Origin of the sequence: Streptomyces sp. NBC_00727, assembly GCF_045161745.1 — a bacterium.
GTDB lineage: Bacteria > Actinomycetota > Actinomycetes > Streptomycetales > Streptomycetaceae > Streptomyces.
Genome location: NZ_CP108981.1, coordinates 2544521 through 2558992, shown reverse-complemented (window position 1 = coordinate 2558992; position 14472 = coordinate 2544521). Strand labels below are relative to the sequence as shown.

The window sequence follows — 14472 nt, the reverse complement described above, 5'->3', positions numbered from 1 at the left end:
CACTTTAGGGGGCGGCACTGACACCGCCCGCCGGTACGTAGGCGGCGGTGCCGGGAAGCCCGAGGTCGGAGGGGATCAGCGCGCCCGCCCACGTATCGCGGCGCACGCCCTTGTTGAGCAGGGCCGAGCGCTGCTCGCCCTCCATGCGGAAGCCCGCGCGCAGCGCGACGGCCCGCGACGGGACGTTGCCGACCTCCGCACGCCACTCCAGCCGGTCGCAGCCCAGCGAGGTGAAGGCCCAGCGGGCGGCGCACAGGACGGCCTCGGTCATGAAGCCGCGACCGCGCCGCTCCTTCGCGGTCCAGAAGCCGATCTCGTACGTGCCCGAAAGGGTCCGGCGGTTGACGCCGAGCGCGCCTGCCAGGGCCCCGTCCTCGCGGGTCCGCACGGCGAAGTTGTACATGGAGCCGTCCCGCCAGCCCTCGGGGCACATCCGTTCGGTGAAGAACTCCGCGTCACCGCGTCCGTACGGCGAGGGGACGACCGTCCAGCGCTGGATGTCCGGGTCCTGGCATTCCTCGTACACCGCGTCGGTGTCGTCCGGGGCGAAGGGGCGCAGTAGCAGGCGTTCGGTGGTGAGGGTGATCGGTGCAATCGCTTCCATGAAGGGATTCTGGTGAGGGACCGGCGGGGAAGCGAGCACTTTTCGCGCTCCCCGGCACCTTCGGCGGCCTTCGTCCGTTGACTCGGAAGGGCACCGCGGGGACAACGCGGTGGCAGCCCTCCCGGCGCGGCGGGGTCCTCGCTTACGATGACCGTTGCGGTGGGGCCCACCTGCCGTGCCCGTGCCCGAGTCCATTACGACCCAGTGCCCAGGCCCGACCGGCAAGGAGACCAGCCTCAGTGTCCGTCTTCAACAAGCTCATGCGTGCAGGCGAAGGCAAGATCCTGCGCAAACTGCACCGCATCGCGGACCAGGTCAGCTCCATCGAAGAGGACTTCGTCAACCTCTCCGACGCCGAGCTGCGGGCGCTCACCGACGAGTACAAGGAACGGTACGCGGACGGCGAGAGCCTGGACGACCTGCTTCCCGAGGCGTTCGCGACCGTCCGCGAGGCGGCCAAGCGCGTCCTCGGCCAGCGCCACTACGACGTCCAGATCATGGGCGGCGCCGCGCTGCACCTCGGATACGTCGCCGAGATGAAGACCGGTGAGGGCAAGACCCTCGTCGGCACCCTGCCCGCGTATCTGAACGCCCTGTCCGGTGACGGCGTGCACCTGATCACGGTGAACGACTACCTCGCCTCGCGCGACTCCGAGATGATGGGCCGGGTCCACAAGTTCCTCGGCCTCTCCGTCGGCTGCATCATCGCCAACATGACGCCGGCCCAGCGCCGCGAGCAGTACGGCTTCGACATCACGTACGGCACGAACAACGAGTTCGGCTTCGACTACCTCCGCGACAACATGGCGTGGTCGAAGGAGGAGCTGGTCCAGCGCGGCCACAACTTCGCGATCGTCGACGAGGTCGACTCGATCCTGGTCGACGAGGCCCGTACGCCGCTGATCATCTCCGGCCCGGCCGACCAGGCCACCAAGTGGTACGGGGACTTCGCCAAGCTGGTCACGCGCCTGGCCAAGGGCGAGGCGGGCAACCCGCTCAAGGGCATCGAGGAGACCGGCGACTACGAGGTCGACGAGAAGAAGCGGACCGTGGCGATCCATGAGCCCGGCGTCTCCAAGGTCGAGGACTGGCTCGGCATCGACAACCTGTACGAGTCGGTGAACACCCCCCTCGTCGGGTACCTCAACAACGCCATCAAGGCCAAGGAACTCTTCAAGAAGGACAAGGACTACGTCGTCATCGACGGCGAAGTCATGATCGTCGACGAGCACACCGGCCGTATCCTCGCCGGCCGCCGCTACAACGAGGGCATGCACCAGGCGATCGAGGCGAAGGAAGGGGTGGACATCAAGGACGAGAACCAGACGCTCGCCACGATCACCCTCCAGAACTTCTTCCGCCTCTACGGCAAGCTCTCCGGCATGACCGGTACGGCGATGACCGAGGCCGCCGAGTTCCACCAGATCTACAAGCTGGGCGTCGTGCCGATCCCGACGAACCGGCCGATGCAGCGTGCCGACCAGTCGGACCTGATCTACCGCACCGAGGTCGCGAAGTTCGCCGCGGTCGTCGACGACATCGCCGAGAAGCACGAGAAGGGCCAGCCGATCCTGGTCGGCACGACTTCCGTCGAGAAGTCGGAGTACCTCTCGCAGCAGCTCTCCAAGCGCGGTGTCCAGCACGAGGTGCTCAACGCCAAGCAGCACGACCGGGAGGCGACGATCGTCGCCCAGGCCGGCCGCAAGGGCGCGGTGACCGTCGCGACGAACATGGCCGGGCGAGGCACCGACATCAAGCTCGGCGGCAATCCGGACGACCTCGCCGAGGCGGAGCTGCGCCAGCGCGGTCTCGACCCCGTCGAGCACGTCGAGGAGTGGGCGGCCGCGCTGCCCGCCGCGCTGGAGAAGGCCGAGGAGGCCGTGCGGGCGGAGTTCGAGGAGGTCAAGGACCTGGGCGGGCTGTACGTCCTGGGCACCGAGCGGCACGAGTCGCGCCGTATCGACAATCAGCTGCGCGGTCGTTCCGGCCGTCAGGGCGACCCCGGCGAGTCCCGCTTCTACCTGTCGCTCGGTGACGACCTGATGCGGCTCTTCAAGGCGCAGATGGTCGAACGCGTCATGTCGATGGCCAACGTGCCGGACGACGTGCCGATCGAGAACAAGATGGTCACGCGGGCGATCGCGTCGGCGCAGTCGCAGGTCGAGCAGCAGAACTTCGAGACGCGCAAGAACGTCCTGAAGTACGACGAGGTGCTCAACCGGCAGCGCGAGGTCATCTACGGCGAGCGGCGCCGGGTCCTGGAGGGCGAGGACCTCCAGGAGCAGATCCGCCACTTCATGGACGACACGATCGACGACTACATCCGCCAGGAGACGGCGGAGGGCTTCGCCGAGGAGTGGGACCTCGACCGGCTGTGGGGCGCGTTCAAGCAGCTCTACCCGGTGAAGGTCACGGTCGCCGAGCTGGAGGAGGCCGCGGGGGACCTGGCCGGGGTCACCGCGGAGTTCATCGCCGAGTCGGTCAAGGACGACATCCACGAGCAGTACGACGAGCGGGAGAAGACGCTCGGCTCCGAGATCATGCGTGAGCTGGAGCGGCGCGTGGTGCTGTCCGTCCTGGACCGCAAGTGGCGTGAGCACCTCTACGAGATGGACTACCTCCAGGAGGGCATCGGCCTGCGGGCCATGGCGCAGAAGGACCCGCTGGTCGAGTACCAGCGCGAGGGCTTCGACATGTTCAACGCCATGATGGAGGGCATCAAGGAGGAGTCCGTCGGCTACCTGTTCAACCTGGAGGTCCAGGTCGAGCAGCAGGTCGAGGAGGTGCCGGTGCAGGACGCGGCGACCTCGCTGACCAAGGAGGACGCGGTGCCGGCCGCGCGGCCGGAGATCCGGGCGAAGGGGCTGGACGCACCGCAGCGGCCGGACCGGCTGCACTTCTCCGCTCCCACGGTTGACGGGGAGGGCGGGGTCGTCGAGGGCGACTTCGCGAACGGGGAGGGTTCCGGGGCCGGGGTTGGTGCCGGGGCGGACTCGGATGGGCTTACTCGGGCGGAGCGGCGTAAGGCGCAGAAGTCCGGGGGTGGGCGGCGGCGTAAGAAGTAGCCGTTCGCGGGTTTTGGCCGGCCGGGGCCGGGGCCGGGTGCCGTTGGTGCCTGGGTCCGGCCGGCTGTGTTGTGGGGGTGCGGGTGGGGCGCCTGCGGCGGGCCTTGTCCCCTGCTCTTCCCCAAGCTCTCAACTTCGTTCGAGCAGGGGAGACCCCATTCTTCCCGAAACCGGGGCTCCGCCCCGGACCCCGCGCCTCAAGTGCCGGCGTGGCTGGGGTGGGGTGGGGGGCGTGTGGCCTGGGTCCGCGCCTTGAGCGCCGGCGGGGTTTCGGGGCTTTGCCTCGGCCCGATCCGCCGGCGTCGGAGGGGCTCGGTGGTGCCCTGGTGTCCAGAGGGGCTGCGATGGCCCTGGGTGGGCCTGTGAGTCTGCTGGCGGGCTCCCGGGCCTTCGCCCGCCTCCGCCCGTGCCTCACGGACGTCAGAGGGTGCTGTAAGGGCCCCTGGGCCCCCGCCCCGGGCGGACTCCGGGCCGCCGTGTCTCGGGGCTTCACCGCGTCCGCATCGGGGTGTTGCCCAGTTCCACCGCTGCGCAGCGCCAGCGGAGGTCCGGGCCCTGTTCGAGGCGGAAGGCCATGGCTCGGACTTCCTCGCCTGCGGCGATGCTCGCGCAGGCTTCGACCACGCCGGGGGCCGGCTGGGCGCCTCGGCACATGCGGATGACCGGGCGGGTGCCGCGGGTCCTCAGAGGGGTGGTGGGGGCCAGCTCGGCCAGTTGGTCGTAGGCCTCGCCGATGGTGTGGCCGAGCATCCAGTGGACCGGGCGCTGGCCGCTCAGGACCGCGAGCAGACGTTCCGCGAACCAGTGGTGGGGGCGCAGGCGCCTGGGAGTGCGGTGGCGTTGGGCGGGTACGGCTTCGGGCCTGCGGGCGTCGTGCCGTCCTGCGGGTCGGGTCCTGTTCGTGGTCATCTGTCGCCCCCGTGCTCCAGAGGCCCGGCGTACCGGGCAGTAACTTCCGTTGGGGATCTTCTACGGGGGAGTCGGATTTGTCGCAACTGTCGGGGAGGGGGTGTGGGGCGGGGCGGGATTCACCTGTCCGGGTGGTGGGCGGCCGGGGGAGCGGGGCGGGGGCGGGCCGGGGAGGGTGAGTGGGCGGCGCGACGTGGACGGGGGACGAGCCGTGGGCGTAACCCCAAAGGGGGATGCCGCACGTATCCTGAGGGCGTCCCCGACTACGAAAGCGGCCGAGCCCATGCGCGTGTACGTACCCCTGACCCTCGCCGGTCTCGCAGCCGCGCACCGGGCCGGTGAACTGGGCCCCGGCCCGCTCACCGCCTACGCCGTCACCCCGGCGCTGCGCGAGTGGTACGTCTCCGACGACATCGAGGAGCTGGAGTACGCGGCGCTCAACCGGGCCGCGTCCGCCTCGCTGCGGCTGATCGCCGGGGACCCGCGGGCGGCCCGGCGGCGGGTCGTCGTCGCCGTGGACGTCGCGGACGGTGCCGCGGTCGCCGACCCGGACCACATCCTGGACGCCTCCTCGCTCGGCGAGGTCACGATCGCCTCCGCCGTCCCGCTGGCCAAGGCCGCCGCGGTGCACGTCGACTCCGACGACGCGGACGAGGACGTCACCGCGGCGGCGGCCGCGCTCGGGGCCGCGGACCTGGGGGACGACGACGCGCAGTTCACCGTCGACGGCGCCGAGGACCACGAGCTGCTGTGGTTCGGGGTGCAGGAGATCCCCGGCCTGATCGGGTAGGGGGACCGGTTGTCAGTGGGGGCTAGTACGTTCTTGGGCATGGGGATCGCACCGGGAAACCACCGCACGCATCTGGTCTGGGACTGGAACGGCACGCTGCTCGACGACAACACCGCCGTCGTCGGGGCGACCAACGCCGCGTTCGGCGAGGTCGGCCTGGCCCCGATCACGGTGGAGCAGTACCGGGAGATGTACTGCATCCCGATACCCCGCTTCTACGAGCGGCTGATGGGCCGGCTCCCCACCGACGCCGAGTGGGAGCGGATGGACGGCGTCTTCCACCGCCACTACACCCAGCAACGTGGCGGCTGCGGGCTGACCGCGGGCGCCGCCGAGCTGCTCGCCCAGTGGCAGCTGACGGGGCGGAGCCAGTCGATCATGAGCATGTACCGGCACGAGGAGCTGCTCCCCGTCGTCCGCGGGTTCGGCATCGAGCGGCACTTCGTGCGTGTCGACGGGCGCACCGGCCCCTCCGGCGGCAGCAAGGCGGAGTACATGGCGCGGCATCTCGCGGCCATGGAGGCGATATCCCCGCACCGCACGGTCGTCATAGGTGACGCGGTGGACGATGCCGTGGCCGCCGCCCACGTCGGCGCCAAGGCAGTCCTCTATACGGGCGGCTCGCACAGCCGTGCCAGTCTGGAGAAGGCCGGTGTGCCCGTGGTGGACACCCTGACCGAGGCCATCGGCCTCGCCGAGCAGCTCACCCGGTAGTCGAGGGAGGCTCGGTCCGCCGTCTGCAGGCTGTCCAGAGTGTCAAATTTCGCGGCCTTCTTTTGTACACATCCGGATCGTGACGGTCACCGGTGCGGGCGAGATAGCCTGGACCCCGTGATCAGCGCGATATGCCTCGGGGGCAGCGAAGCCCTCGGCCCGCGCCCGGAGCGCCACCGCGCCCGGGCCGCCTCGGCTGATCCCTCCCGCCCGGACCGGCCGCTGAAGTTGGCCGATACGGTCCCGGCGATCTCTCATCACGGCATAGCGTCGACCCAGACCGGAAACCCCGCGTCGTGGCGTTACGCCGACCTTTTCACCTACGTCACGCAACGGCGCGCGACAGGAGCCAGAGGACATGCAGACCAAGCTGGACGAAGCCAAGGCCGAGCTGCTCGCACGGGCCGCCAAGGTAGCTGACAACAGCCCGGGCGGTGGTGTCGGCGGGCCGGGCGGTGCCCCCCGGGTGCACGTCGCGGCCGCCGGGGCCGACGGCTCGACGGGGGCCGGGCAGGAGCGCTCGCACCAGGACGTCCTGCTCTCCTACCTCCAGCGCTACTACCTGCACACCGCCCCCGAGGACATCGTGAGCCGGGACCCGATCGACGTCTTCGGCGCCGCCTCCTCGCACTACCGGCTGGCCGAGGAGCGCCCCCAGGGCAAGGCGAACGTCCGGGTGCACACCCCGACCGTCGAGGAGAACGGCTGGACGTGCAGTCACTCCGTCGTCGAGGTCGTCACCGATGACATGCCGTTCCTGGTCGACTCCGTCACCAACGAGCTCTCCCGCCAGGGCCGCGGCATCCACGTCGTGATCCACCCGCAGGTCGTCGTCCGCCGCGACGTGACCGGCAGGCTGGTCGAGGTCCTCACCGACGGGACCGGCCGGGACGGCGGCAAGGGGCCCAAGGCCGCCAAGCCGGGTCTGCCGCACGACGCGCTCGTCGAGTCCTGGATCCACGTCGAGATCGACCGCGAGACCGACCGCGCCGACCTCAAGCAGATCCAGAGCGACCTGCTGCGCGTCCTGTCCGACGTACGGGAGACCGTCGAGGACTGGGAGAAGATGCGGGACGCGGCCCTGCGCATCGCCGACGACCTGCCCGGCGAACCGCTCGACGACCTCGCCGACGACGAGGTCAACGAGGCCAGGGAGCTGCTCCGCTGGCTCGCCGCCGACCACTTCACCTTCCTCGGCTACCGCGAGTACGAGCTGCGGGACACCGACTCGCTGGCCGCCGTCCCCGGCACCGGCCTCGGCATCCTGCGCTCCGACCCGCACCACACCGAGGACGAGGCGCACCCGGTCAGCCCCTCCTTCGACCGACTGCCCGCCGACGCCCGTGCCAAGGCCCGCGAGCACAAGCTCCTCGTGCTCACCAAGGCCAACAGCCGGGCCACCGTGCACCGCCCCAGCTACCTCGACTACGTCGGCGTGAAGAAGTTCGACGCCGAGGGCAACGTCATCGGTGAGCGCCGCTTCCTCGGCCTGTTCTCCTCCGCCGCGTACACCGAGTCCGTGCGCCGGGTCCCCGTCATCCGCCGCAAGGTCGCCGAGGTGCTGGAGGGCGCCGGGTTCACGCCCAACAGCCACGACGGCCGCGATCTGCTCCAGATCCTGGAGACCTACCCCCGCGACGAGCTGTTCCAGACGCCCGTCGACCAGCTGCGCCCCGTCGTCACCTCGGTGCTCTACCTCCAGGAGCGCCGCCGGCTGCGGCTCTACCTGCGCCAGGACGAGTACGGCCGCTACTACTCCGCGATCGTCTACCTGCCGCGCGACCGCTACACCACCGGCGTGCGGCTGCGGCTGATCGACATCCTCAAGGAGGAACTGAACGGCACCAGCGTCGACTTCACCGCCTGGAACACCGAGTCGATCCTCTCCCGGCTGCACTTCGTCGTCCGTGTCGCGCCCGGCAGCGAGCTGCCCAGCCTCACCGACGCCGAGGCCGACCGCATCGAGGCCCGCCTCGTCGAGGCCGCCCGCTCCTGGGCCGACGGCTTCCAGGAGGCGCTGAACGCCGAGTGCGGCGAGGAGCGCGCCGCCGAACTGCTGCGCAAGTACGGCCACTCCTTCCCCGAGGGCTACAAGGCCGACCACTCGGCGCGCGCCGCCGTGGCCGACCTCGTCCACCTCGAAGCGCTCAAGCAGGACGAACGGGACTTCTCGCTCAGCCTGTACGAACCGGTCGGCGCAGCCCCCGGTGAGCGCCGCTTCAAGATCTACCGCACCGGCGAGCAGGTCTCCCTGTCCGCCGTGCTGCCCGCCCTCCAGCGGCTCGGCGTCGAGGTCGTCGACGAGCGCCCGTACGAGCTGCGCTGCGCCGACCGTACGCACGCCTGGATCTACGACTTCGGGCTCCGGATGCCGCAGACCACCGCCAGCGGCGGCTACCTGGCCGACGGCGCGCGCGAGCGCTTCCAGGACGCCTTCGCCGCCGTGTGGACCGGCGAGGCGGAGAACGACGGCTTCAACGCGCTGGTGCTGAGCGCCGGGCTCGACTGGCGCCAGGCGATGGTGCTGCGCGCCTACGCGAAGTACCTGCGCCAGGCCGGTTCGACGTTCAGCCAGGACTACATGGAGTCCACCCTCCAGAACAACGTCCACACCACCCGGCTGCTCGTCTCGCTGTTCGAGGCCCGGATGTCGCCGGGCCGCCAGAACGCGGGCACCGAGCTGACCGACGGGCTCCTCGAAGAGCTCGACGGGGCCCTCGACCAGGTCGCCTCGCTGGACGAGGACCGCATCCTGCGCTCCTTCCTCACCGTCATCAAGGCCACCCTGCGCACCAACTTCTTCCAGAGCGCAAGCGAGGGAAGCGGCAAGCGGGGCCAGAGCGCAAGCGAGGGAAGCGGCAAGCGGGGCCAGAGCGCAAGCGAGGGAAGCGGCAACAGTGGCCGGCACGCGGGCGACGGCGAGCCGCACGCGTACGTCTCGATGAAGTTCGACCCGCAGTCCATCCCGGACCTGCCCGCGCCCCGGCCCGCGTTCGAGATCTGGGTCTACTCGCCGCGTGTGGAGGGCGTCCACCTGCGGTTCGGCAAGGTCGCCCGCGGCGGCCTGCGCTGGTCGGACCGGCGCGAGGACTTCCGTACCGAGATCCTCGGCCTGGTCAAGGCGCAGATGGTGAAGAACACCGTCATCGTGCCGGTCGGCGCCAAGGGCGGTTTCGTCGCCAAGCAGCTGCCCGACCCCTCCGTGGACCGGGACGCGTGGATGGCCGAGGGCATCGCCGCGTACCGCACCTTCATCTCGGCGCTGCTCGACATCACGGACAACATGGTGGCCGGCGAGGTCGTGCCGCCCAAGGACGTGGTCCGGCACGACGAGGACGACACGTACCTCGTCGTCGCCGCCGACAAGGGCACCGCGAAGTTCTCCGACATCGCCAACGAGGTCGCCGTCGCGTACGGCTTCTGGCTCGGGGACGCGTTCGCCTCCGGCGGTTCGGCGGGCTACGACCACAAGGGCATGGGCATCACCGCCCGCGGCGCCTGGGAGTCCGTCAAGCGGCACTTCCGCGAGCTGGGACACGACACCCAGACCGAGGACTTCACCGTCGTCGGCGTCGGCGACATGTCCGGCGACGTCTTCGGCAACGGCATGCTGCTCTCCGAGCACATCCGGCTCGTCGCCGCGTTCGACCACCGGCACATCTTCATCGACCCGAACCCGGACGCCGCCACCTCGTACGCCGAGCGGCGCCGCCTGTTCGACCTGCCGCGCAGCTCCTGGGCCGACTACGACAAGGAGCTGATCTCCGCGGGCGGCGGTGTCCACCCCCGCAGCGCCAAGTCGATCCCGGTCAACGCCCACATGCGTGAGGCGCTGGGCATCGAGGCCGGGGTCAGCAAGATGACGCCCGCCGAGCTGATGCAGGCCATTCTCCAGGCCCCCGTCGACCTCGTGTGGAACGGCGGCATCGGCACGTACATCAAGTCCACCGCCGAGTCGAACGCGGACGTCGGCGACAAGGCCAACGACGCGATCCGCGTCAACGGAGCCGACCTGCGCGCCAAGGTCGTCGGCGAGGGCGGCAACCTCGGTGCCACCCAGCTCGGCCGGATCGAGTTCGCCCGGGACGGCGGCCGGATCAACACCGACGCGATCGACAACAGCGCCGGTGTGGACACCTCCGACCACGAGGTGAACATCAAGATCCTGCTCAACGGCCTCGTGCGGGACGGCGACATGACGGTCAAGCAGCGCAACAAGCTGCTCGCCGAGATGACCGACGAGATCGGCCACCTCGTGCTGCGCAACAACTACGCGCAGAACACGGCCCTGGCCAACTCGGTCGCGCAGGCGCCCTCCCTGCTCCACGCCCAGCAGCGCTTCATGCGCCGGCTCGGCCGCGACGGGTACCTCGACCGGGCGCTTGAGTTCCTGCCCGCCGACCGGCAGATCCGCGAGCTGCTGAGCGCCGGCAAGGGGCTCACCCAGCCCGAGCTGGCCGTGCTGCTCGCCTACACGAAGATCACGGCGGCCCAGGAACTGATCGGGACCAGCCTGCCGGACGACCCGCACCTGCAGAAGCTGCTCCACGCCTACTTCCCGGAGCAGCTGCGCACGCGCTACGCCGAGGCCGTCGACGGGCACGCCCTGCGACGCGAGATCATCACCACGGTGCTGGTCAACGACACGGTCAACAGCGGTGGTTCGACCTTCCTGCACCGGCTGCGGGAGGAGACCGGCGCCTCCATCGAGGAGATCGTGCGGGCGCAGTTGGCGGCCCGCGAGATCTTCGGGCTCAGCGAGGTGTGGGACGCGGTGGAGGCCCTCGACAACGAGGTCGCCGCCGATGTGCAGACCCGGATCCGGCTGCACTCGCGCCGGCTCGTCGAGCGGGGCGCGCGCTGGCTGCTGGGCAACCGGCCGCAGCCGCTGGCGATCTCCGAGACGGTCGACTTCTTCCGCGAAGGCGTCGAGCAGGTCTGGGACGCGCTGCCCAAGATGCTGAAGGGTGCCGAGCAGGAGTGGTACCAGGGCATCCTGGACGAGCTGACCGAGGCGGGTGTCCCGGACGAGCTGGCGCAGCGCGTCGCCGGCTTCTCCTCCGTCTTCCCCGCGCTCGACGTCGTGGCGATCGCGGACCGCACGGGCAAGGAGCCGCTGGCCGTCGCCGAGGTGTACTACGACCTCGGGGACCGGCTGGGGATCACGCAGATGATGGACCGGATCATCGAGCTGCCGCGGGCCGACCGGTGGCAGTCCATGGCCCGGGCGTCCATCCGCGAGGACCTGTACGCGGCGCATGCGGCGCTGACGGCCGACGTGCTGAGTGTGGGCAACGGGTCGTCCTCTCCGCAGGAGCGGTTCGGGGCGTGGGAGGAGAAGAACGCGGCGATTCTGGCTCGGTCGCGGTCGACGCTGGAGGAGATCCAGGGGTCGGACGCGTTTGATCTGGCGAATCTGTCTGTGGCTATGCGGACGATGCGGACGTTGTTGCGTACGCACGTTTAGGCTGCGCCGCGGGTGGGGTGGGCGGCTGCGGGTGCGTTTCCGTGGCCGCCCTTGTCCTCAATCGCCGGACGGGCTTGAACTTGCCGTTCGGGCGTCCTCAAGTGCCGGACGGGCTGAAAGGATGCCCTCAATCGCCGGGCGGGCTGAGGGTGGCCGTTCGGGCGTCCTCAAGCGCCGGACGGGCTGAAAGGATGCCCTCAATCGCCGGGCGGGCTGGGGGGTGCCGCGTCGGCGGGGAGGAGGCTCTCCAGTGCCGGGGTGTTGTCACCGCTTCTTCGTGAAGCGTTCGTATTCCGCCATTACCTCTTTTGCCGGGCCGTCCATGCGGAGCCTTCCCGCTTCGAGCCAGAGGGCTCGGTCGCAGGTTTCGGTGATCGACTTGTTGTGGTGGCTGACCAGGAAGACCGTGCCGGCCTGTTGGCGGAGTTCGAGGATGCGGGCCTTGCTGCGTTGCTGGAAGCGGGCGTCGCCCGTGGAGAGGGCCTCGTCGATCAGCAGGACGTCGTGGTTCTTCGCGGCGGCGATCGAGAAGCGGAGGCGGGCGCCCATGCCGGAGGAGTACGTGCGCATGGGCAGGGTGATGAAGTCGCCCTTCTCGTTGATGCCGGAGAAGTCGACGATCTCGTCGTAGCGTTCGCGGATCTCGGCGCGGGTCATGCCCATCGCGAGGCCGCCGAGCACGACGTTGCGCTCGCCGGTCAGGTCGCTCATCAGCGCGGCGTTGACGCCGAGCAGCGAGGGCTGGCCGTGGGTGTGGACGCGGCCCTTCGATGCCGGGAGCAGTCCGGCGATGGCCTTCAGCAGGGTTGATTTCCCCGAGCCGTTGGAGCCGATCAGCCCGATCGCCTCCCCCTTGTACGCGGCGAAGCTGACGCCCTTGACGGCGTGCACCTCGCGCACGCCCGGGGCCTGCCGGCGCGAGGCGATCCGGCTCAGCGCCGAGGTGGCGCTGCCGCGCCCGGTGCGGGCGCCGTTGACCTTGTACGTGATGTGGACGTCGTCGACGACGACCGTGGGGATCCGGGATTCAGCCACGTCCGTAACTCTCCTCGGCCTTCCAGAAGTAGATGAAGCCGCCCGCGCCGCACACCAGCGCCCAGCCCGCGGCGACGGCCCAGACATGCGGGGGCAGCTGGTCGCCGCCGAAGCTGTCGATGAGGGCGAAGCGCATCAGGTCGATGAAGACGGCCGCCGGGTTGACCTCCAGGGCGAGCTTCACCCAGTGCGGGACCCGGTCGCCCCGCAGCATCGTGTCCATGCTCCACATCACGCCCGACGCGTACATCCAGGTGCGCAGTACGAACGGGGTGAGCTGCGCGATGTCCGGGGTGCGCGAGGCGAGGCGGGCCATGGCCATCGAGACACCGGTGTTGAAGACGGCCTGCAGGGCCAGCGCGGGCACCGCGAGCAGCCAGGACGGCTGCGGGTACTGGCCGAAGGCCAGCAGGATGAGGACCAGCGCGCCCAGGGAGAAGAGCAGCTGCTGGAGCTGTTGCAGGGCGAGCGCGATCGGCAGTGAGGCGCGCGGGAAGTGCAGCGCCCGTACGAGGCCGATGTTGCCGCTGACGGCACGGGTGCCGGCGGTGATCGACGAGCTGGTGAAGGTCCAGACGAAGACGCCGGTGACCAGGAACGGGACGAAGTCCGTCACCCCGTGCTTCGTCTTCATCAGGATGCCGAAGATGAAGTAGTAGACCGTCGCGTTGAGCAGCGGGGTCATGATCTGCCAGATCTGGCCGAGCTTCGCCTGGCTGTACTGGGCGGTGAGCTTGGCGGTGGCGAAGGCGGTGATGAAGTGCCGCCGCCCCCACAGCTGCCGCACGTACGCGGACAGGGAGGGGCGCGCCCCGCTCACGGTCAGGCCGTGCCGCGCGGCGAGTGCGGCGAGCTCACCGGATGCGTACACGGGCGGGGAGAGGGGTGGCGGGGTCTCCACCGGGGCCGGGGCTGTTGTCTGGCTCACCACGATCGCTTTCGACGGAAGGCGGGCAGGCGGGGGCACGGCATGCGGGCGGAAGGACGCGCCCGGCGACGGGACGGGACCGTATCGTCGCAACGCCGAGGGTAGGACGTGCCGACGTCGGAACGCAACCGTTTCGTCGTCGCCGACTATGATTCGGACCATGACCACCGACCCCGGAAGCCGCCGCCGAGCCCCGGCGGGAGCCGCCGTCCTGCGCGAGGACGTGACCGACGCCATCCGCAGCGCCGTGTTCGCGGAGCTGGCCGCGGTCGGGTTCGCCCGGATGTCCATCGAGGGCATCGCCCGCCGGGCCGGCGTCGGCAAGACCGCCGTCTACCGGCGCTGGAAGTCCAAGCTGCACCTGGTCCTGGACCTGGTCTCGGCCGTCGCCGCGCAGGGCATGCCCGCCCCCGCCACCGGCTCGCTGTACGGGGACGTGCGCGCGGTGCTCGAACTGGCCGCGTACGCCCTGCGCCACCCGCTGGCCTCCCAGGTCATCCCGGACCTGCTGGTCGAGTCGGCCCGCAATCCGGAGATCTCCGACGCCATCAAGGCCGCCCTGTTCGACCCGCAGCAGGGCGTCGCCGCCGTGGTCGTCCGGGACGCCGTCGCACGCGGCGAGCTGCCGGCCGGCAGTGACCCCGACCGCGCCCTCGACCTCATCGTCGGACCCCTCTACTGGCGGCTCGCGGTGGTCCGGGGCGAGCTGCCCCCGGGGTACCTGGACGACCTCGCGGCCTCGGCCGTGGCGGCGCTCACACAGGGCTCGACCCCCGTCTGATGGGGCCTCGCACAGGTGTGCAGGCGCGTTTTTAGGGGTCACTCTTCAATCGGTTAATGTGGTGGGCGGGCAGCCCACCAGGCCTCCGGAGCGTGCGTGCGGGGCGAGCACGGTGCAGGCGTGGTCACTCGTTCGGGACCGTAACCGGTGACCCGCGACCACCCTCGCGGTTGAGCCCT

General features: G+C 70.3%; 9 protein-coding genes. 5 read left to right on the top strand and 4 right to left on the bottom strand.

What is annotated here, in order from left to right; genetic code table 11:
- Positions 1-4 precede the first annotated feature (4 nt).
- Complete coding sequence (locus OG242_RS11365; protein WP_405901577.1) at positions 5-595, bottom strand: GNAT family N-acetyltransferase; 591 nt, start codon at positions 593-595, stop codon at positions 5-7.
- Between the two features lie 248 nt (positions 596-843).
- Between OG242_RS11365 and secA the strand changes: the two genes are divergently transcribed.
- Positions 844-3669, top strand: coding sequence for a preprotein translocase subunit SecA (gene secA / locus OG242_RS11360; RefSeq protein ID WP_405898037.1), 2826 nt, complete (start codon positions 844-846; stop codon positions 3667-3669).
- Positions 3670-4158: 489 nt separating this feature from the next.
- Here the strand turns inward: secA and OG242_RS11355 are convergent, their stop codons facing one another.
- Positions 4159-4578 carry an Rv3235 family protein gene (locus tag OG242_RS11355; RefSeq protein ID WP_361337312.1) on the bottom strand — a complete coding sequence of 140 codons (420 nt, stop codon included), beginning with the start codon at positions 4576-4578 and terminating at the stop codon, positions 4159-4161.
- Positions 4579-4861: 283 nt separating this feature from the next.
- Here OG242_RS11355 and OG242_RS11350 point away from each other — a divergent pair, with 283 nt between their 5' ends.
- The 3 genes from OG242_RS11350 (at position 4862) to OG242_RS11340 (ending at position 11549) form a co-directional block, all read left to right on the top strand.
- Positions 4862-5368 (top strand): DUF6912 family protein, encoded by a 507-nt coding sequence (locus OG242_RS11350; protein ID WP_405898036.1) that lies wholly within the window; start codon positions 4862-4864, stop codon positions 5366-5368.
- A 39-nt stretch (positions 5369-5407) separates the two neighbouring features.
- The gene (locus OG242_RS11345; protein WP_405898035.1) at positions 5408-6082 is read left to right on the top strand and encodes an HAD family hydrolase; all 675 of its coding nucleotides are present in this window, start codon (positions 5408-5410) and stop codon (positions 6080-6082) included.
- 358 nt (positions 6083-6440) lie between these two features.
- Entirely contained in the window at positions 6441-11549 is a 5109-nt protein-coding gene (locus OG242_RS11340) for an NAD-glutamate dehydrogenase (protein WP_405898034.1), read from the top strand.
- A 264-nt stretch (positions 11550-11813) separates the two neighbouring features.
- Here the strand turns inward: OG242_RS11340 and OG242_RS11335 are convergent, their stop codons facing one another.
- Positions 11814-12584 (bottom strand): ABC transporter ATP-binding protein, encoded by a 771-nt coding sequence (locus OG242_RS11335; protein ID WP_405898033.1) that lies wholly within the window; start codon positions 12582-12584, stop codon positions 11814-11816.
- A complete protein-coding gene (locus tag OG242_RS11330; RefSeq protein ID WP_405898032.1) occupies positions 12577-13515 on the bottom strand; it encodes an ABC transporter permease in 939 nt (312 codons plus the stop codon). The genes OG242_RS11335 and OG242_RS11330 overlap by 8 nt, the downstream gene beginning before the upstream one ends.
- Positions 13516-13660: 145 nt before the next feature.
- Here OG242_RS11330 and OG242_RS11325 point away from each other — a divergent pair, with 145 nt between their 5' ends.
- A complete protein-coding gene (locus tag OG242_RS11325; RefSeq protein ID WP_405898031.1) occupies positions 13661-14293 on the top strand; it encodes a TetR/AcrR family transcriptional regulator in 633 nt (210 codons plus the stop codon).
- Positions 14294-14472: the final 179 nt, after the last annotated feature.